The 19,073-nt window shown below is 62.9% G+C and carries 19 protein-coding genes and 1 pseudogene; 8 read left to right on the forward strand and 12 right to left on the reverse strand.

What is annotated here, in order from left to right; genetic code table 11:
• Nucleotides 1-1,365 (reverse strand): prephenate-dependent tRNA uridine(34) hydroxylase TrhP, encoded by a 1,365-nt coding sequence (gene trhP / locus ACVDHI_RS09875; protein ID WP_010675357.1) that lies wholly within the window; start codon nt 1,363-1,365, stop codon nt 1-3.
• Nucleotides 1,366-1,807: 442 nt separating this feature from the next.
• Here trhP and ACVDHI_RS09880 point away from each other — a divergent pair, with 442 nt between their 5' ends.
• The gene (locus tag ACVDHI_RS09880) at nt 1,808-2,734 is read left to right on the forward strand and encodes a L,D-transpeptidase family protein (RefSeq protein ID WP_041212511.1); all 927 of its coding nucleotides are present in this window, start codon (nt 1,808-1,810) and stop codon (nt 2,732-2,734) included.
• Nucleotides 2,735-2,805: 71 nt separating this feature from the next.
• Here ACVDHI_RS09880 and ACVDHI_RS09885 read toward each other — a convergent pair whose 3' ends face one another.
• The 5 genes from ACVDHI_RS09885 to fldB form a co-directional block, all read right to left on the reverse strand.
• Nucleotides 2,806-3,183 carry a VOC family protein gene (locus tag ACVDHI_RS09885; RefSeq protein WP_010673739.1) on the reverse strand — a complete coding sequence of 126 codons (378 nt, stop codon included), beginning with the start codon at nt 3,181-3,183 and terminating at the stop codon, nt 2,806-2,808.
• A gap of 142 nt (nt 3,184-3,325) precedes the next feature.
• Entirely contained in the window at nt 3,326-4,666 is a 1,341-nt protein-coding gene (locus ACVDHI_RS09890) for a TldD/PmbA family protein (RefSeq protein ID WP_447212038.1), read from the reverse strand.
• A complete protein-coding gene (locus ACVDHI_RS09895) occupies nt 4,666-4,773 on the reverse strand; it encodes a TldD protein (protein ID WP_324022249.1) in 108 nt (35 codons plus the stop codon). The genes ACVDHI_RS09890 and ACVDHI_RS09895 overlap by 1 nt, the downstream gene beginning before the upstream one ends.
• Nucleotides 4,773-6,173, reverse strand: coding sequence for a TldD/PmbA family protein (locus ACVDHI_RS09900; RefSeq protein ID WP_045525639.1), 1,401 nt, complete (start codon nt 6,171-6,173; stop codon nt 4,773-4,775). The genes ACVDHI_RS09895 and ACVDHI_RS09900 overlap by 1 nt, the downstream gene beginning before the upstream one ends.
• Before the next feature lie 510 nt (nt 6,174-6,683).
• Complete coding sequence (fldB, locus tag ACVDHI_RS09905) at nt 6,684-7,202, reverse strand: flavodoxin FldB (RefSeq protein WP_041212516.1); 519 nt, start codon at nt 7,200-7,202, stop codon at nt 6,684-6,686.
• Nucleotides 7,203-7,385: 183 nt separating this feature from the next.
• Here fldB and xerD point away from each other — a divergent pair, with 183 nt between their 5' ends.
• Nucleotides 7,386-8,285, forward strand: coding sequence for a site-specific tyrosine recombinase XerD (gene xerD, locus ACVDHI_RS09910; RefSeq protein WP_279986646.1), 900 nt, complete (start codon nt 7,386-7,388; stop codon nt 8,283-8,285).
• 72 nt (nt 8,286-8,357) lie between these two features.
• Here the strand turns inward: xerD and mscL are convergent, their stop codons facing one another.
• A complete protein-coding gene (mscL, locus tag ACVDHI_RS09915) occupies nt 8,358-8,768 on the reverse strand; it encodes a large-conductance mechanosensitive channel protein MscL (protein WP_010673746.1) in 411 nt (136 codons plus the stop codon).
• Between the two features lie 259 nt (nt 8,769-9,027).
• On the opposite strand from mscL, the gene ACVDHI_RS09920 reads away from it, so the two are divergent.
• The 6 genes and pseudogenes from ACVDHI_RS09920 (at nt 9,028) to nqrE (ending at nt 14,705) form a co-directional block, all read left to right on the forward strand.
• Nucleotides 9,028-9,732, forward strand: coding sequence for a disulfide isomerase DsbC N-terminal domain-containing protein (locus ACVDHI_RS09920; protein WP_039041117.1), 705 nt, complete (start codon nt 9,028-9,030; stop codon nt 9,730-9,732).
• Nucleotides 9,698-11,428 carry a single-stranded-DNA-specific exonuclease RecJ gene (gene recJ, locus ACVDHI_RS09925; RefSeq protein ID WP_324063125.1) on the forward strand — a complete coding sequence of 577 codons (1,731 nt, stop codon included), beginning with the start codon at nt 9,698-9,700 and terminating at the stop codon, nt 11,426-11,428. Before ACVDHI_RS09920 ends, recJ begins: the two co-directional genes overlap by 35 nt.
• Nucleotides 11,429-11,578: 150 nt before the next feature.
• Nucleotides 11,579-12,759: pseudogene (locus tag ACVDHI_RS09930) on the forward strand (MerR family transcriptional regulator).
• Between the two features lie 40 nt (nt 12,760-12,799).
• Nucleotides 12,800-13,303 (forward strand): GNAT family N-acetyltransferase, encoded by a 504-nt coding sequence (locus tag ACVDHI_RS09935; protein ID WP_324063131.1) that lies wholly within the window; start codon nt 12,800-12,802, stop codon nt 13,301-13,303.
• 185 nt (nt 13,304-13,488) lie between these two features.
• Complete coding sequence (locus tag ACVDHI_RS09940) at nt 13,489-13,914, forward strand: hypothetical protein (protein WP_447212039.1); 426 nt, start codon at nt 13,489-13,491, stop codon at nt 13,912-13,914.
• A gap of 191 nt (nt 13,915-14,105) precedes the next feature.
• Entirely contained in the window at nt 14,106-14,705 is a 600-nt protein-coding gene (nqrE, locus tag ACVDHI_RS09945; RefSeq protein WP_010673752.1) for an NADH:ubiquinone reductase (Na(+)-transporting) subunit E, read from the forward strand.
• A 33-nt stretch (nt 14,706-14,738) separates the two neighbouring features.
• Here the strand turns inward: nqrE and ACVDHI_RS09950 are convergent, their stop codons facing one another.
• From ACVDHI_RS09950 to ACVDHI_RS09970, 5 genes are all read right to left on the reverse strand, one after another.
• The gene (locus ACVDHI_RS09950) at nt 14,739-15,227 is read right to left on the reverse strand and encodes a GNAT family N-acetyltransferase (protein ID WP_447212040.1); all 489 of its coding nucleotides are present in this window, start codon (nt 15,225-15,227) and stop codon (nt 14,739-14,741) included.
• Nucleotides 15,228-15,372: 145 nt separating this feature from the next.
• Nucleotides 15,373-16,338 carry a lipoyl synthase gene (lipA, locus tag ACVDHI_RS09955; RefSeq protein WP_039041111.1) on the reverse strand — a complete coding sequence of 322 codons (966 nt, stop codon included), beginning with the start codon at nt 16,336-16,338 and terminating at the stop codon, nt 15,373-15,375.
• An 85-nt stretch (nt 16,339-16,423) separates the two neighbouring features.
• Nucleotides 16,424-17,116, reverse strand: coding sequence for a lipoyl(octanoyl) transferase LipB (gene lipB / locus ACVDHI_RS09960; protein WP_041215660.1), 693 nt, complete (start codon nt 17,114-17,116; stop codon nt 16,424-16,426).
• Between the two features lie 93 nt (nt 17,117-17,209).
• The gene (ybeD, locus tag ACVDHI_RS09965; protein ID WP_010673756.1) at nt 17,210-17,473 is read right to left on the reverse strand and encodes a DUF493 family protein YbeD; all 264 of its coding nucleotides are present in this window, start codon (nt 17,471-17,473) and stop codon (nt 17,210-17,212) included.
• 279 nt (nt 17,474-17,752) lie between these two features.
• Nucleotides 17,753-18,982: a D-alanyl-D-alanine carboxypeptidase family protein gene (locus tag ACVDHI_RS09970; protein WP_039041110.1), complete on the reverse strand. Its 1,230-nt coding sequence runs from the start codon at nt 18,980-18,982 to the stop codon at nt 17,753-17,755.
• Nucleotides 18,983-19,073: the final 91 nt, after the last annotated feature.

The following is a 19,073-nucleotide window of genomic DNA, read 5'->3' on the forward strand; positions in this document are numbered from 1 at the left end:
TCAGGCCGCCGAGTGAGGTTGACGGGTATCCTCGCGCTCGCCGAGGTTGCGCAGCAGGATGCCGTAATTCACGTCGATCTCCTTGGGTACCGGCACGTAGACCACGTGGCCGTTGCCCGGTGCGGTGTCGATGAGCTCGCCCTTGCGGTTCTGCATCTGCTCCAGGTTGAAGCTGAGGTTGCCCTGGGGGGTCATCAGCTCCAGGCTGTTGCCCAGCAGGAACTTGTTCTTCACCTCGACTTCGACCATGTCACCGTTGCGACCGGTGATCTCGCCGACGAACTGCTGGGTGTCGGAGACGGAGTAACCGTAGTCGTAGTTCTGGTATTCGCTGTGGTTGTGACGGCGCAGGAAGCCCTCGGTGTAGCCGCGGTGGGCCAGGTTCTCGAGGGTGCCCATCAGGGTCGGATCGAACGGACGGCCAGCCACCGCATCGTCGATGGCCTTGCGATAGACCTGGGCGGTACGGGCGCAATAGTAGAAGGACTTGGTACGGCCTTCGATTTTCAGGGAATGAACGCCCATTTTGGTCAGGCGCTCGACGTGCTCGACGGCGCGCAGATCCTTGGAGTTCATGATGTAGGTGCCGTGCTCGTCTTCAAACGCAGTCATGAACTCGCCCGGGCGGTTGGACTCTTCCAGCAGCACCAGGGCATCGGTTGGCTTGCCTGCGCCCAGGGTCGGATCCACCTTTTGCACGGCGATGGGCTCCTGGCGGTGGACGATCTGGCCCACGTCATCTTCCTTGCCCTCGTGCACCTTGTACTCCCAGCGGCAGGAGTTGGTGCAGGTACCCTGGTTGGGGTCACGCTTGTTGATGTAGCCGGAGAGCAGGCAGCGGCCGGAGTAGGCCATGCACAGCGCCCCGTGGACGAAGACTTCCAGTTCCATCTCCGGCACCTGCATGCGGATCTCCTCGATCTCGTCGAGAGACAGCTCGCGGGAGAGGATGGCACGGGTCAGGCCCATCTGATGCCAGAACTTCACCGTGGCCCAGTTGACCGCGTTGGCCTGCACCGAGAGGTGGATAGGCATGTCGGGGAAGGCTTCGCGCATCATCATGATGAGGCCGGGGTCGGACATGATGAGTGCATCCGGCTTCATATCCACCACAGGGCGCATGTCGCGGATGAAGGTCTTGAGCTTGGAGTTGTGGGGCTGGATGTTGGCCACCACATAGAACTGCTTGCCGAGGGCATGGGCCTCGTTGATGCCGAGCTGCAGATTCTCGTGATCGAATTCGTTGTTGCGTACCCGCAGGCTGTAGCGCGGCTGGCCCGCATAGACGGCGTCTGCGCCATAGGCATAGGCGTAGCGCATGTTCTTGAGGGTCCCGGCAGGGGAGAGCAATTCTGGTCTGAACATGTTGGACTCTTTTATCTGATTGCAAATCAGGACGGCGCCACCTGATGGCGTCGTGTGGGTTCATCGGTGGCGCGACCGTCTTCGACGCACGGCCATCCGATGGGGGTACATCGGAGCAGGAGGTGACTCAATACTCCGGATATACGGGGTGCGAGATTGTACTCGTGACCGCCTCGTCATGCAATTTGGAACGACCCTGGCATACCTGCGCCATGTTCATTTTACGCTCAGACTGGGGTTGCTAGAGTGCAAGGGGTGAAAGAGGCCCCGAGTTGGCGGTGAAATGGATCTTTTCGGCGAAAAAGACCATCTCCAAGTTGAAATTTTGCCCTGCTCGGGAAAGAATGCGCGCTCGGTTGTTGGTCCCCGGTGACGGGTCCACAAGAGACCGATGATGAGCAGGGCAAAGGCCCACAGGAACAGGAAACCATACAGGAATTTTATGAATCCCCTTCGCATTGCCGCTTCGGCTCTTTTATGTACGCTGGCGCTGGTCAGCCAGCAGGCCGCCGCCGTTGAATACCAGCTGCCTGCAGCCAACAGCCGCCTGATCGGTGAGAACCAGGAATACGTGGTGCCCGCAGACAACCGTCCGCTGGAGCAGATCGCCTCCGACTTCCAGCTGGGTCTGACCAACATCATGGAAGCCAACCCGGGCGTCGACCCCTACCTGCCCAAGGCGGGCAGCACGCTGATCATTCCCCATCAGCTGATCCTGCCCAACGCTCCCCGCGAAGGGATCGTCATCAACGTGGCGGAGATGCGTCTCTACTACTACCCGAAGGGCAAGAACGTGGTGCATGTGCTGCCCATCGGCATCGGCCAGCTCGGGGTCAACACCCCTGAGAACTGGATCACCAAGGTTGAGCGCAAGCGTGCCAACCCGACCTGGACCCCGACCGAGAATATCCGTCGCCGCTACGCCGCCCAGGGCAAGACCCTGCCCGCGGTCTGGCCGGCCGGCCCGGACAACCCCATGGGCCTGCATGCGCTCTACATCGGCAACCTGTACGCCATCCACGGCACCAACGCCACCTTCGGCATCGGTCTGCGGGTGAGCAGCGGCTGCGTGCGCCTGCGCGCCGACGACATCAAGTACCTGTTCGATCACGTGCCGGTCGGCACCCGCGTCCAGTTCGTCAACCAGCCGGTCAAGACCACGGTCGAGCCGGATGGCGGTCGCTACATGGAAGTGCACGAGCCGCTGTCGCGCACCGAGGAAGAGTTCAACTCCACCGCCTCCGTGCCGCTGCCCATGACCCCGGCTACCACCCGCTTCATCGCCCACGCTGACAGCGATTCCAACGTGGTCAAGCAGGTGCTGGAACAGCGTACCGGCATCCCGACCCGCCTCAATCCAGAGGCGTAATGGCCGGCAAGTGCAGTTAAACAACAACGGCGACCATCAGGTCGCCGTTGTTGTTTGTGCGTATCCGGACGTCAGCTGGCTGGTGGGGCATAGAGGGCCAGCCAGTTGCCTTCGGTATCCTCGATGATGACCCTGGACCCATGACCACTGCCGATGCTGTGCAGAGGCTCCAGCACCCGCCCGCCGAGCCGTGGGACCAGCAGCTCCGCCTCCTGCAGCCTGTCACCGAGGGAGAGATAGATGAGGGGACCGGCGCCGCCGGGCTGGTGATATTTGTCCATGGGGCCGAGACAGGCCGCCGCGTTGCTGCCGTCGTGGCGCAGCATGGCAAAGCGCATGGTCTCTTCCTGGATGGGGGTGACCTGCACATCGAGCAGGGCCGAGTAGAAGTCCATGGCGCGATCCAGATCCCGTGTCGGAATATCGGCCCAGACCAGGGTGTTGTCCATCGTCGTATCCTCCAGAGTTCCCGGCCAACGCGGTCGGTGGCTCTTTGAGGTTAGAAGTGGCTGTCGGGGGGCGCCATGGATAAAAAAAGCGGCGCCTGATAGCGCCGCTTGAAGGGGGAGGAGCCGAGTAAGGCTCCCCTTCTTATTTGCCGGCAATGCTGAGCCCGCCAAAGCGGATCAGCGGGGCATAGAAGTCCTTGCCATCGTCGTGGTGCAGCTGGTTGCCGACCGCTTCCAGTTCCCCGAGCAGACGATAGAAGTTGCCCGCCACCGTGATGCCGCGTACCGGCGCCACGCGCTCGCCATTGCGGCAGAGGAAGCCGGAGGCGCCGAACGAGAAGTCGCCGCTCACCGCATCGGCCCCGGAGTGCAGGCCGTCCAGCTTGACCAGCTCCAGGTACTCACCGCTTTGTACCTCGGCCTCGCCGTGGGGGCCGAGCCCGAACACCAGGTGACGAGGGGCCACGTCCAGGGCACTGCGGGCACTGCGGGCGGCTGCACCGTTGCTCGTCACGCCGAAGTGGCGGGCGGTGGCGCTGTTGTGCAGCAGGGTCTTGAGCTCCCCCTCGCCGATGAGCAGGAGATCCGAGGTGGCGGCTCCTTCGCCGTCAAACGCCTTGATCTTCATGCCCCCCGGCATATAGGCACGGCTCTCCAGGGTGAGCCAGCGAGACGCCACGCTTTGGCCCAGCTTGTCGCGCCAGGGGTTGATCCCCTGCTGGGCCCACTTGCCAGACAGGGCGGACTGGAAGCAGCCAAACAGGCTGGCAAAGCAGGGGGTGCTGAAGATGACGCTGTAGCGACCGCTCGGCACCGCCTCCCCCATCAGCAGGCCATCGGCCACGGCGTGGATCTGGCGGATGAGAGGCTGGCTCTCCAACTCGTCGAAGCGCCGTGCGTACTGTCCCTGGTAGTGCATGGACTGGCGGCCCTCTCGCTCGATGAGAGCGGAGCTGTGGCAGCCGACGCTGAATTCCTGATGTTCGCAGAGGCTGCCCTGGCTGTTGGCAAGCCAGAGGCGGCTCTCCCCCTCGAAGAAGCCGTTGTAGGGGGCGCCGGTCACGTCCGGCAGGGCCAGCATGTCGGACTCGAGGCGCAGGGTCAGGGCGATCTTCTCTTCCACCGCCGTGGTGTCGGCCTGATGTATCTCGGCGCAGTCGGTGATGAGCCTGCTCTGCTGCACTGTGATGCGCTGATCCGGGTCAACCTTGGCGAAGCGGCTCGCATCGAGCGCATCCTGCACCATGGCGTCCAGGGCCGACGCGTCGAGGGACTCGGAATAGGCGATGCCGACCCGGCCTTCCTTGATGAGGCGAATGCCGATCTGCTGGCTGCTGGTGACCTTGTATTCACTGAGTTCGCCCTTGTCGGCCTTGAGGGAGAAGGCCTTCTCCTGATTGGCGATGACGTCTGCCTCGGCACCCAGATCGGCGACCTGGTCCAGCAGACGGACAAGCAGTTGGTTCATGTCGAGTTGGCTCATCAGGCGTTCCCTCCGACCAGGATATTGTCAACCTTGAGCGGCGGCTGGCCGACTGAAACGCGAATGAGGCGGAAGATGGAACCGCACAGAGTGTCATGGATGTTCATCAGGCGTTCCCTCCGACCAGAATGCTGTCAACCTTGAGCGGCGGCTGGCCGACCGAGGCGGGAATGGATCCGGAGACCGAGCCGCACATGCCGGCGGAGAGGGCCAGATCGCGCCCCACCATGGAGATCTCCTTCAATACCTGCGGGCCGGTGCCGATCAGGGTGGCCGACTTGAGGGGCCGGGTGATCCTGCCCCCCTCGATGAGGTAGGCCTCCTGCACGTTGAAGTTGAACTCGCCGGTACCTGGCTGCACAGAGCCACCCCCCATCCGCTTGGCATAGATGCCGTGCTCCACGGTTGCCAGCATGTCGTCGAGGCTGTAGTTGCCCGGTTCGATATAGGTGTTGCGCATGCGGGAGGCGGGGGCGAACTTGTAGGATTCCCGGCGCCCGGAACCGGTGCGGGCGTAGCCGGTGCGAAGGGCCCCCATTCTGTCCACCAGGAAGCCGGTCAGCACGCCGTCCTTGATGAGCTGGGTGTGCTGGGTCGCCATCCCCTCGTCATCGACGTTGATGGAGCCCCAGGCGTTGCCCTGCAAGCCCTCGTCCACCGCACTGACCGCCGGATTGGCGATGAGCTGGCCCATCTTGTCGTGGAACACGGAGGCCTTCTTGGCCACCGAGGTGGTCTCCAGCAGGTGACCGCACGCCTCGTGGAAGATGACGCCGCCAAAGCCGCTCTCCATGATGACCGGCAGCTTGCCGCTCGGGCAGGGGGCGGCACCCAGCTTCACCAGTGCCTGGCGGGTGGCGGTGAGAGCCAGCTCGCGGGGATCGATGCTCTCGGCATGCTCCCATCCCTTCATGGCACCGGGGGCTTCATAACCTACGCTCTGCTCGCCCCCGTCCAGGGCGATGGTCTGGGCCATGATGCGGTTGTAGTGGCGGCGATCGCTCACCTGCACCCCTTCGCTGTTGAAGATCTCCACCTCCTGCTCCCAGCCGAGCACGTTGCCCGAGAACTGGCTCACCTTGTCGCTCTCGGCGCGGGCCGCAGCGTCCATGGCATGCAGGTAGGCGATCTTCTGTTCCAGCAGCTTGTCGGCCGACAGCGGCAGGGCTATGGGGTTGCGGTCGGTCAGGCGGGTGAAGTCAAAGGCGGTGGCGGTGACCACGGGGTCACGCCTGTCCTTGGCCGCCAGCAGGGTAACGATGCGCAAGAGCTCGTTGCGATCGGCCAGATTGGTGTAGCCGTAGAGCACCTTGTGGCCGTAGCACAGGCGAACGCCGATACCGAAGTCGAGACCACCGCTGATGTTCTCTATCTGGCTGGAGAGCAGGCTGAGCTGGCTGCGGCGCTTGCGCTCCACAAACAGCTCGGCGAAGTCGGCCCCGAGTGCCAGCGCGTGATCGAGCACGTCGCGGGCGATGGCGGGGGCCAACAGGGAGAATGAAGTCATAGAATATCCTTTTCTGGTCTGTCCGTTTGCTTCCGACACCCGGCGTTGTGTTGTTATGGGGTGTCGACCTCATTGTTGCAGACCAGAAGCAAAAAGTCGCTATAGCGTCAGGCGATGATACCGAACGAGAAAATCGGTGCGATTTATGCGCCCGGCAGCCCGAGCGCAGGCTACCGACAGGGGAGGTTGGCGCCGCTCATGGCGTTCGCTTGATATGAGGTCGACCAACTGCTCGATACGGGGTCGGTCTGGTCGTCCATTGGCTGGCGTCGTCGAACATCCAGGCGATCAGGGTCAGAGCAGTTCGTGGATCTCGCTCAGGATCTGGTCGACCCACTGTTCGATACGGGGTCGATCTGGTCGCCCATTGGCCGGCGTCGTTGAACATCCAGGCGGCCAGGATCAGAGCAGTTCGTGGATCTCGCTCAGGATCTGGTCGACCCACTGCTCGATACGGGGTCGGTCTGGTCGTCCATTGGCTGGCGTCGTCGAACATCCAGGCGATCAAGGTCAGAGCAGTTCGTGGATCTCGCTCAGGATCTGGTCGACCCACTGCTCGATACGGGATTCGGTCTGGTCGTACTGGTTGGCGTCATCGAGGGCCAGCCCGACGAAGTGACGGCCATCGTCGATGAGCGCCTTGGAGGCGTCAAACTCGTACCCCTCGTTGGGCCAGTAGCCCACCAGCTTGACTCCCTTGGGGACCAGCTGATCGTGCAGCAGGCCGAGGGCATCCTGATACCACTCCCCATAGCCCAGCTGATCGCCCATGCCAAACAGGGCGATGATGCGTCCCTCCAGATGCAGGTCGGCGATGTCTTCCCAGCGGGATTCCCAGTCCTCCTGCAGCTCGCCGAAGTCCCAGGTGGAGATGCCCAGGATCAGGATGTCGTACTCCTGCATGCGGGCGAGGGGCACATCCTTGATGTTGTGGAGATCGACCAGCTCGGGGCCGATGAGGGCGCGGATCTTCTCGGCGGCCATCTCGGTGTAGCAGGTGGTGGAGCCATAAAACAAACCTATCTTCATCGCTCTTCTCTTGATCGCAGTCGGCAAGGGGCGTGACCGGCACAGCGGCGCCCGGGGGGAGGGCGCCAGTCTAGCAGATTGCGCCGGGCTCTTCACCGCCTGAGGGGATGTGCAGCCTTGCCTTGCGGCCCGGGTGGGTCGGCACGTTACAATGGCGACCTGTTTCCCTGAGCGCGGCCCACCATGAGCAAAGCAGAATCCCATCCCCTGATCGAGCCGTTTCTCGACGCCCTCTGGCTGGAGCGGGGGCTCTCCGACAACACGGTCAGCTCCTATCGCACCGACCTGGAAAAATTTGCCCTCTGGCTCGATGAGCAAGGCGGTTCCCTGCTGCTGGCGGGGCTGGACGACATCCAGCACTACCTCGCCTGGCGGGTGGACCACCAGTTCGCGGCCAGCAGCACGGCCCGTTTCCTCTCGGCCCTGCGCCGCTTCTACCAGTACCTCAATCGCGAGAAGCTGCGCAGCGACGATCCCACCGTGCTGCTGGAGGGGCCAAAGCTCCCCAAAAAGCTGCCATCGGATCTGAGCGAAGCCGAGGTGGAGGCGCTGCTGCAAGCCCCCCTGGTGGACGATCCGCTGGAGCTGCGGGACAAGGCAATGCTCGAGCTGCTCTACGCCACCGGGCTGCGGGTGTCCGAGCTGGTGGGGCTGACCGCCGAACACGTCAGCCTGCGCCAGGGGCTGGTGCGGGTGGTGGGCAAGGGCAACAAGGAGCGCCTGGTCCCCATGGGGGAGGAGGCGGTGCACTGGCTGGAGCGCTACTACCGGGAGGGGCGCCCCCTGCTGCTGGGTGGCACCAGCTCGGACGTGGTGTTCCCCTCCAAGCGGGCCCGGATGATGACCCGCCAGACCTTCTGGCACCGCATCAAGCTCTATGCCCTGAGAGCCGGCATCAGGGGGGAACTCTCCCCCCACACCCTGCGTCACGCCTTCGCCACCCACCTGCTCAATCACGGCGCCGATCTGCGAGTGGTGCAGATGCTGCTGGGCCACGCGGATCTCTCCACCACCCAGATCTATACCCACGTGGCCAACGAGCGGCTCAAGGCTCTGCACGGCCAGCACCACCCCAGAGCCTGATCGCCTCACCGGCCTTGCAACAAAAAACCGCCCGAAGGCGGTTTTTTTCAGCACACGACAGGGAGGAAACGGTTATTTCCCCTGCTGGGATTTCAGCAAGTCGCGGATCTCGGTCAGCAGCTCCTGATCCTTGGTGGGGCCGGCCGGGGCGGCGGCTTCCTCTTCCTGCTTCTTCTTCAGGGTGTTGATGGCCTTGAGCCCCATGAAGATGGCGAAGGAGATGATCAGGAAGTCGATACAGGTCTGGATGAACTTGCCGTAGGCGATGACCACGGCAGGGGCATCCCCTTCGGCGGCCTTCAGGGTCACGGCGAGATCGCTGAAATCCACGCCCCCCAGGATCAGCCCGATGGGGGGCATGATCACGTCTCCCACGAAGGAGGAGACAATCTTGCCAAAGGCGGCACCTATGATGATACCGACCGCCATGTCGATCACATTGCCCCTGGATGCAAAGGCCTTGAACTCTTGAATCAGACTCATTTTTCCCCCTAGAAATGGACGACATGCCACCTGAGCGCACGTCGATTTGAATAATAAAACATCAGCAAAACAGAGGGATGACTAAAGATGTCTCCCGTCGTCCTGATTAGCTTGCGGGGCTCAAGCCCGATTGGCAACCTGTCATCCCGTGATTTTTTCTTGCGGACGTTATTAATCGATCACTAATTAAGGTCTTTGGGAGAGGGAATTGTCTGGGTTACCTTATGAGGCCCTTCAATCATGCCAAGTGAATGAGCTAATGCGATATTTACTGCTGGGAATGATGCTGCTGTGCGCTTTTGCGGCCAGCGCGGGGATGGACCCCCATGTGTTGAAACAGACCATAGAGCAGCGCCTCGGTGTGCAGGTCTACCTGGTGGACGAGACCCCCATGCCGGGCCTCTATCTGCTGGGCACGGCCCAGGGACTGCTCTACAGCGATGCCAGGGGAGACTATGTGCTGCAGGGCTCCATGCTGGATCTGGCCCACGACATGAGAAACCTCACCCGGCTCAGCCAGCAGCAGCAACGCAGGCTGGCGCTCTCCCAGATAGGGGAGGCCCGGCTCTGGCTCAAGGCCACCCCTGAACGCCACCGCCTCACCCTGTTTACCGATCTCGCCTGCGGTCCTTGCCGCATCGCGCTGGAGGAGTTGCCCCGCTTGCAGGCGAGGGGCGTGAGCGTGCAACTGCTGCCTGCACCTGTCGCCGCCTCGGATCAGGCTAGTTGGTGCGATCCCGGGCTGCTGCGCGAACTCAACTTCAGCGATCGTTTGCCTGAGAGCGGCTGTAATGCGATCCTTGCCCATCATATCGGCCTGAGCCAATGGCTCGGGATCAAGGCGTCACCGAGCTGGGTCCTGCCCAATGGCGACCTGGTGCGCGGTTATCAGAGCCCTGAACAACTGCTCAAGATACTGGATCACATCAATGCCCCTGCAAATCCGTCGTCGTCCGCGAGTTGATGATTCCCATCTGCCCGCCACCCTGCACCCGCTGCTTCGCCAGATCTTCGCCAGCCGCGGGGTAGAAGACCCTGCCCTGCTGGAGCGCAGCGCCAACCAGCTGCTGCCGCCCCAGCGTCTGTTCGGCATGGCGCAGGCGGTGCCGCTGCTGGCCGAGGCGCTGACGGCGCAAAGACGCATTCTCATCGTCGGTGACTTCGACTGCGACGGCGCCACCAGCTCGGCCCTGTGCGTGCTGGCCTTGCGCGCCATGGGTGGTCGTCACATCGATTTTCTGGTGCCCAACCGCTTCGAGTTCGGCTATGGCCTCACCCCGGAGATCGTCGAGCTGGCGGTGGCCCGCGGCGCCGAGTTCCTGATCACGGTGGACAACGGCATCTCCAGCATCGCCGGGGTGGCGGCGGCCAAGGCGGCCGGCATGCAGGTACTGGTTACCGATCACCATTTGCCGGGTCAGGAGCTGCCTGACGCCGACGCGATAGTGAACCCCAACCAGCATGGCTGCGACTTCCCCTCCAAGTCCCTGGCCGGGGTCGGGGTCGCCTTCTATCTGATGGCGGCCCTCAACACCCATCTGCGCCAGAGCGGCTGGTATGAGCGCCAGGGGCTGCGCGCCCCCAACGTGGCAGATTACCTGGATCTGGTGGCCCTCGGCACTGTGGCCGACGTGGTGGCGCTCGATGGCAACAACCGCATCCTGGTTCATCAGGGTTTGCAGCGGATCCGGGCCGGCCGTTGTCGCCCCGGCATCCAGGCGTTGGTGGACGTGTCGGGCCGCGACGGGCGTCGCCTGTGCGCCGCCGATCTCGGCTTTGCGCTGGGGCCGCGCCTCAACGCGGTGGGCCGGCTCGATGACATGTCCCTCGGGGTCGCCTGCCTGCTGAGCGAGGACATCAACCTGGCGCGCCAGCTCGCTTCCGAAATGGACAGCCTCAACCAGGAGCGCAAGGAGATCGAGCAGGGGATGCAGCAGGAGGCGCTCGCCACTTTGGAGCAGATCCGTTTTCGTGACGGCGAGGTGCCCTCCGGCATCGTGCTGCACCGAAACGAGTGGCATCAGGGGGTGGTAGGGCTGGTGGCCTCCAAGGTGAAGGAGAAGTACTACCGCCCGGTCATCGCCTTTGCCGAGAGCAGCGAGACCGAGCTCAAGGGCTCCGGGCGCTCCATCCCGGGGGTGCACCTGCGCGATGCGCTGGAACTGCTCGATACCCGCCACCCCGGCTTGATGGGCAAGTTTGGCGGCCACGCCATGGCGGCCGGGTTGACCCTGCCCAAGGCCAATATCGAGGCCTTCGGCCGGGCTTTTGAGGCGGTCATCGGCGAGCTGGTGACCCCTGAGCTCTTGACCGGGGTGCTGCTCACCGACGGCGAACTGCTGCCGGACGAGCTCACCCTCGAGCTGGCGGAGCTGATCCGCGCCTCCGGCCCCTGGGGTCAGGCCTTCCCCGAGCCGCTGTTTGACGGGGAATTCGTGCTGGTGCAGCAGCGGCTGGTGGGGGAGAAGCACCTCAAGATGATGCTGACCACGGATTCCGGCCACGCGGTGGATGCCATCGCCTTTGGCGTCGACTTGCAGCGCTGGCCCGATGCCTCGGTGAAGCGGGTGCGGCTGGTCTACCGGCTCGACGTCAACGAGTGGCGTGGCAACCGCAGCGTGCAGCTGCTGGTGGAGCATCTGGAAGCCGCCGGCCTCTGATCCCGCGAGTCTCTCTTGCTGTCGATGACGGCCACCTCAGGGTGGCCGTTTTTTTATGGTGTGAACCCGGATGTTGTCGTTGACCCGTCTATTGCTTCACAGTTTAAGCTTCCCTTCATCGGGTCACGGACCCCTCAGCGAGTGGTTGTCATGAAAATATCCGAACTGGCCCGGCGCTGCGGCCTGGCCCGCTCCACCCTGCTCTATTACGAGAAGCTGGGGGTGATTGCGGGCACGAGGGGCGCCAACGGCTATCGCCACTACGACGATGACGATCTGCAGCGGCTGCGGATGGTACAGGCCCTGCAGGCCGGCGGGCTCAGCCTCAAGCAGTGCCTCGCCTGTCTGGCGGGCGAGCTGGAGCAGGCGACACTGGAAGCCCGGGTCAGGGAGCTGGATGAAGAGCTGGCGCGGATGCAACGCGCCCGGGATCTGCTGGCGGATCTCGCCGGTTTGCGTGCGCACTCCGGCGACGAGTTCAAGGTCTGGCAGCAGCAACTGCAGCATCAAGCCCCGCAGGCTTACTTTGCCTGGGTGATGAAGCAGGGATTCAGTGAAAAAGCGCGTTACCACCTGCAGTGGCTCAGCAAAGACATGAATGAACATGAACGTTACATCCGGGATTTCAAGCTGCTGCTGGATGGCATGAGCTATTGGGGGCCGGGCGATAGCCTCTTCACCCAGCAGCAATTTGCCGCGCTGCCCAGCCAGCCTCGCCGGATCCTCGACATGGGCTGTGGGCGCGGCGCCGCCACCCTGGCGCTGGCACAGGTGACGGACGCCCCCATCGTAGCCATCGATCTGGACGAGGAGGCGCTGGCCGCCGTGGCGAGATCGGCCAGTGCGGCGGGGCTGAGTCAGGTCACTACTCTGTGCGCCAACATGGCGGCGCTGCCGGCAGACCTGGCCCCCGCCGATCTCATCTGGGCCGAGGGGAGCGCCTACACCATAGGGGTGGCCAATGCGCTCAAAGCCTGGCGGGCACACCTTGCCGGCCCTGCTGCCTGCCTGGTGCTGAGCGACTTGGTGTGGCTGACGGACACGCCCCAGAGGAGGCGCTGGCGTTCTGGCAGCGGGATTATCCCGCCATGCAGACCCTGGCGGGCCTGCTCAAAACGGTGAAGGAGGCGGGTTATCGCTGCCTGTGGCACACCCCGTTGCCGCAAAGGGCCTGGCACAACTACCTGGATCCCATCGAGCGCAATCTGGCGCGCCACAGTGCCGAGCTAGGGGATAGCCCCGCCTGGCAGGACTTGAGCCGGGAAGTGGCCATCCACCGCCAACACCTGGGCAGCTACGGCTATGTGATCTGCTGCCTGCAGGCAGTCTGATCAGGCCATCCATTGCAAGATAACAAACGGAGAAAACCTTATGAGCATCATCATTCGGCCCGAAACAGGCGCCGATCACGACGCCATTGAAGCGCTGACCGTGGCCGCGTTCCTCAATGCCCCCCATACCGATCACAACGAGCAGCTGATCGTGCGCGCCTTGCGCCAGGCCGGGGCACTCAGCCTGTCGCTGGTGGCGGAGCTGGAGGGGCAAGTGGTCGGCCACCTCTGCTTCTCGCCGGTGACCATCAGTGATGGCAGCCCGCACTGGTATGGTCTTGGTCCCATTTCGGTCTCCCCTGCGCTGCACGGCAAGGGGCTGGGGTCACGGCTGATGGAGGCGGGTCTGGCCGAGCTCAGGGGGATGAGTGCGGCCGGCTGCGTGGTGCTGGGGGAGCCCGGTTTCTACGGCCGTTTCGGTTTCGTGCCCGAGCCGGGGTTGACGCTGCCCGGCGTGCCGCCCGAGTACTTCATGACCCGCTCGTTCGGCGCTGCCATGCCCAGTGGTGAAGTGCGCTACCACCAGGCCTTTGTGCAGGAGTGAGGGTCACCGTGAGGGAAAAGAGAGGGCTCCTTGCGCTCATTGTGGTTTTTAATTGCCCTCTTTATTTATAAAGAGGGTTTTTAGTATCAATTCGTGGGTGTTTGCAGGGTTTAAAATTCAATAAAAAGATGAATTGTGATATATTCGGCCTAGCTGAATTCTCTTTTAAAGAAGGGACTCCCCGCTTGTCACCCTCTGGCCGACGCTCTACCTGGCCGATGGCGCTCGCCATCGCCTGCCTTCTGTGGCTTGCCGCCTTCGCCGCGGCAGAGGTCGGTGCAGCCGTACGTCAGGCCGCGGTCGGCCAGGACGCCTCGATGCAGTTGCATGAGCCGGCCGATCCTGGGCTTGTCAACAGCGTCAGCCTGCCGCCGGGCGGCCAGTGGCGGCTCAGCTTCGAGCAGGGTCGACGGTTGGAAGGGGCCGCTCAAGCCGAGCTCTATGAGGTGCTGCTGGCCTGGTTCCAGCACGATATCCTCGGCCTGCTCTGCGGCCTGCTGTTTTTCCTGCCCCTCATCTACCTCAGGCAGCGGCCCGACTACTTCGGCGCTCTGCACACACGGCTGCTTCGCTGCCACCACCTGCAATATCGCTTCTGCCAGGGCGACTAGGTTCACCAGCCGGGCGCCCGCCCGTTTGATCCCCGTCATTGAGTACCGCTGACCGGGCTGCTCGGCAGTCTGGCGGCTGCCGTGGTCATTACCGGGTGCTGCGCCAGCTCTCTCTGTAAACGTCATCTTCGCGACTGGCCGTTGGCCGGGCGCGGACATGCTCTTATTGCAACCAAGTGGTGAACTCATTCATGGACTATTACGTCAATCTCTTCATCCAGTCGATCTTTGTGGAAAACCTGGCGCTGGCCTTCTTCCTTGGCATGTGCACCTTCCTGGCCGTCTCGAAAAACATCAACACGGCCTTCGGTTTGGGCATGACGGTGCTGGTGGTCATGGTGATCGCCATCCCCCTCAACAACCTGATCTACCGCCATATCCTGCGTCCCGAGAGTACCTTCCTCGGGGAGTTTGATCTGGGCTTTCTCGATTTCATCGTCTACATCGGGGTGCTGGCGGCGCTGGTGCAGGTGATGGAGATGGTGCTCGACAAACATTTCCCGGCGCTCCATCACGCGCTCGGTATCTATCTGCCGCTGCTGACGGTGCACTGCGCCATCTTCGGCGGGGTGATGTTCATGGCCCAGCGGGATTACGACTTCATCGAATCCGTGGTCTACGGGGCGGGCTCAGGGCTGGGCTGGCTGCTGGCCATCGTCGCCATTGCGGGGTTGCGCCAGAAGATGAAGTATTCGGATGTGCCCGAGGGGCTGCGGGGGATCGGCATTACCTTCATCGTGGCCGGGCTGATGTCCCTCGGCTTCATGTCTTTTTCCGGCATCTCGCTCTGAGCCATGGGCCGGGTGGTGGCCCAATGAAGGTGCTCAATCCAGACGCTTTGCCATGTTGTAGCCCGTGATGGTAAAGCCCAGCGCCTGATAGAGCGCCAGTGCCCTCGGGTTGTCATGGGCCACCCTCAGCTTGATCTGGCGGATGCCTAGGGGGGCGAGCTGCGCTTCCAGGGCGGCCATGGCTGCCTTGCCGAGGCCGCGACCACGATGGGGCGGTGTCACATAGAAGTCGTAGATGAAGGTGGTGCTGGCGTCGGCGTCGATGGCGTGCCAGAGATAGCCCAGAGGCTCGCCCGGCGCGTTCGAGGCTTCAGGTACCATGGCGAGCAGGTGATGACCCGGGGTGGCGACACCCAGTGGCAGGAGCTGCTGCAACGAGGCGTCGGCCTGACGGTGGGCGTCAGGCTGCGCCATCCCGTGGTTGCTGGCAAGATCCTGGGCGTAATCCTCGATGAAGTAGTCGCGATAGGCGGGAAAGTCTGCGTCACGCAGGGGGATCAGGCGAACGGTGAGAGTCGGCATCCGGCACAGCACTCCAGAGAAGGGGAGTGGCCACGTTACGCCAGAACGGCGCCAATCACAAAGGGACAACCGCTGCCTGCGAGGTGACGGCGATAAAAAAAGAGCGCCCAGAGGCGCTCTTTTTTCTGCCAGCAGGAAAAGAGGCTTATTTGACCTCTTCCCCCTTGGCTTGCAGGTCTGCGTGGTAGGAGGAACGCACGAAGGGACCGCAAGCGGCGTGGCTGAAGCCGAGATCCATGGCCACATCCTTGAGTTCGTCGAACTCTGCGGGCGGCACATAACGCTTCACCGGCAGGTGGTGGCGGCTCGGTTGCAGGTACTGGCCCAGGGTCAGCATGTTGACGCCGTGCTCGCGCAGATCCTTGAGCACCTCGACGATCTCCTCGTTGGTCTCGCCAAGGCCCATCATCAGACCGGACTTGGTCGGCACGTGGGGGTGCATCTCCTTGATGCGGCGCAGCAGCTCCAGGGACCACTTGTAGTCGGCGCCCGGACGGGCAACCCGGTACATGCGCGGGGCGGTTTCCAGGTTGTGGTTGAAGACGTCAGGCGGGGTCTCGCGGAACACCTCCAGCGCCTGCTCCATCCGGCCACGGAAGTCCGGGGTCAGGATCTCGATACGGGTCTGGGGGCTGTGCTCGCGGATCTCGCGGATGCAGTCGGCGAAGTGCTGGGCACCGCCGTCCCGCAGATCGTCGCGGTCCACCGAGGTGATCACCACGTACTTGAGGTTCATCTCCTTGATGGTGAGTGCCAGCTTCTTCGGCTCCTCCGGATCCAGCGGCAACGGACGGCCGTGGGCCACGTCGCAGAAGGGGCAGCGGCGGGTACAGATGGCGCCCATGATCATGAAGGTCGCGGTGCCGTGGTTGAAGCACTCCGCCAGGTTGGGGCAGGAAGCCTCTTCACACACAGAGTGCAGCTTGTTTTTGCGCAGGGTGCTCTTGATGTGCTCGATCTTCTGGCTCGACGGCGGCAGCTTGATCCGCATCCACTCCGGCTTGCGCAGCACTTCCTCGTTGGGATCCGGCATGAATTTCACCGGGATCAGGGCCATCTTGTCGCCATCGCGCAGCTTGACGCCCGGCTCCATACGAACGGGTTTGCTCATGATTCACTCTCGGTGTTTGTTATTGTCTGGTTGACGGTCACCAGGGGCCTTGCGGCTCCCTCGTGACCACGGGGCATGGGGTTGCTCATGCCGCCTCTTCGGTATTCGTGATCTCTTGGTAGCCAATCAGGCGGGCCAGCTCCGTCACCAGCAGGGACTGTGCCTCGGCGACGCTCTGCGGGCCTCCCAGGGTGCTGGTCTGGGTCATGGCCATGCCCGCATAGCCGCACGGATTGATGCGCAGGAAGGGAGTCATGTCCATGTTGACGTTGAGGGCCAACCCGTGGAACGAGCACCCCTTGCGAATGCGCAAACCCAGGGACGCCAGTTTGGCTTCCATACCCAGATCGCTCTTCACGTAGACGCCCGGGGCATCGGCCTTGGCGTAGGCCTCGATATTGCTTTTGGCGAGCGTGTTGATGATGGCGGTTTCGAGGCAGGTCACCAGCTCCCGTACAGAGAGCTTGCTGCGGCGCACATCCACCAGAACGTAGAGCACCAGCTGGCCCGGGCCGTGATAGGTCACCTGGCCGCCGCGATCACTCTGCACCACCGGGATGTTGCCCGGGGCGAGCAGGTGTTCGGCCTTGCCGGCCTGGCCCTGGGTGTAGACGGGGTCATGCTCCACCACCCAGAACTCGTCCGGGGTGTCGGGGGTGCGATTGTCGGTGAACGCCTTCATGGCGTCCCACACCGGCTGGTAGGGGCGACGGCCCAGCTGTCTGACGAGCAGTTGGCCGGCTGACGGTTGTGGCTCGGCGGGCGTTTCGAGTGACATCTTTCCTCACTGGCGGCGCGGTGTCGGTACGGTCGCCGCTGCGACCGGGCGGCAAATAATCAGTCGCCCCGGTGGCGGGGCGAGAGAGGCAACTTACAGGACGTAACGAACCAGCTCGATCTTGCCAAGGGCGGTATACATGGCCTCGATGTGTTCCTTGCTCTGGGCGGTGACCGTCACCCGTACCGAGTGATAGTTGCCCTTGGAGCTCGGTTGAACGGTCGGGCTGTAGGTGCCGGGAGCATGTTGCTGCAGCACTTCCACCACCATGTCGGGCAGGGCGGGATCGGCCACGCCAAGCACCTTGAACGGGAACTTGCAGGGGAACTCCAGCAGTTCATCAAACTTGGTATTCATCTACTTCACCTTTCTGGGTCGCCGGGAAGCGACGTCATCTTTACGTCTTTGAAGGCCGCCGAAACGGTCCCATCATCTGCCCCCAGGGGACAGTTCCCAGTCTATATGGGCATGAGCCGCCTCGGGATCAAGACCCGGCGGTGCGGCAAGACGTGGAAATGCTGCTTTTTACCACAAATCGTCAGTCGGCGGAACCTGCAGATTACAGGGTTATTGACTGGACAGACCGCAAAAGACAGCAGCGGCGCCTGTTGGCGCCGCTGCTTGAGGAAGGGTCTGTTACTTGAACCAGCTGGAGACCAGCATCACCAGGTAATCCCACAGGCGGCTCATCAGGCCACCTTCCTGCACCTCTTCCAGGGCAACCAGGGGAACCTGCTTGATCTCCTTGTCCCCTTGCTTGAGGTACACGGTACCGACGCGCTGGCCCTTGGCCAGGGGCGCCTTCAGCTCGCTTTCCAGCTGGAAGTCCGCCTTGAGGTTGTTGCCCTGGCCACGGGTGACCAGCACGGAGACGTCCTTGTCGACCCCCAGCTTCACTTCAGACTTGTCGCCCATCCAGATCTTCTGGGTGACCAGTTCGGTGCCCGCCTTGTAGGGGGTCAGGCTCTGGAAGAAGCGGAAGCCGTAGGTGAGCAGCTTCTTGCTCTCGGCGGCGCGGGAAGCCTCGCTGTTGGCCCCCATGACCACGGCGATCAGGCGCATGCCTTCGTTGTTGGTGGCGGAAGAGACCAAGTTGTAGCCGACCTGGCTGACGTGGCCTGTCTTGATGCCGTCAACCTGCAGGGATTGGTCCCACAGCAGGCGGTTGCGGTTGTGCTGGGTGATGCCGTTGAACACGAAGGACTTCTGGGAGTAGATCTTGTACTCCTCCGGCTGATCGTGGATCAGAGCCTGACCCAGGCGGGCCATGTCGCGGGCGGTACTGTAGTGGCCCTCTTCATCCAGGCCGTGGGGGTTCTTGAACTGGGAGTCCTTCATGCCGAGCTTGGCGGCCCAGGCGTTCATCAGGCTGGCGAAGGAGTCGGTGCTGCCCGCCAGGTGCTCGGCCATGGCGACGCAGGCGTCGTTGCCGGACTGGATGATGATGCCCTTGTTGAGATCATCGACGGAGACCTGCTTGCCCACCTCGATGAACATCTTGGAGGAGTCGGAGTAGTTCTTGGACCAGGCGTTCTGGCTGATGGTCACCATGTCGGTGCCCTTGATGTTCCCCTTGTGCAGCTCGTCGCCGACGATGTAGGAGGTCATCATCTTGGTCAGGCTGGCGGGGGGCAGACGCTCGTCGGCGTTCTGCTCGGCCAGCACCTGTCCGGAGAAGTAGTCGATCAGAATATGGGCCTTGGCGGAGATCTCGGGCGCGGCAGGCACCACCATGGGGGCGCTGTTCAAAGTGGGGACCGGCTGGGCACTCGGCAGGGCCGAATCCGGGGTCGGAACAGGCTGGTTGGCCTGAGCGGTGGCGCTTAACAGGGAGGCCAGAATAACGGAGCGGGCAAATTTGGACATCTTGAAATTCCTGGTGCCTGGATGGGATGTACCCAAGTTGAAAAAAAGCGGGCCCCACTATACCAGATGTGCGTGTCGGTCATAGTCCGAG

It is taken from the genome of Aeromonas sp. 25-248 (genome assembly GCF_053005425.1).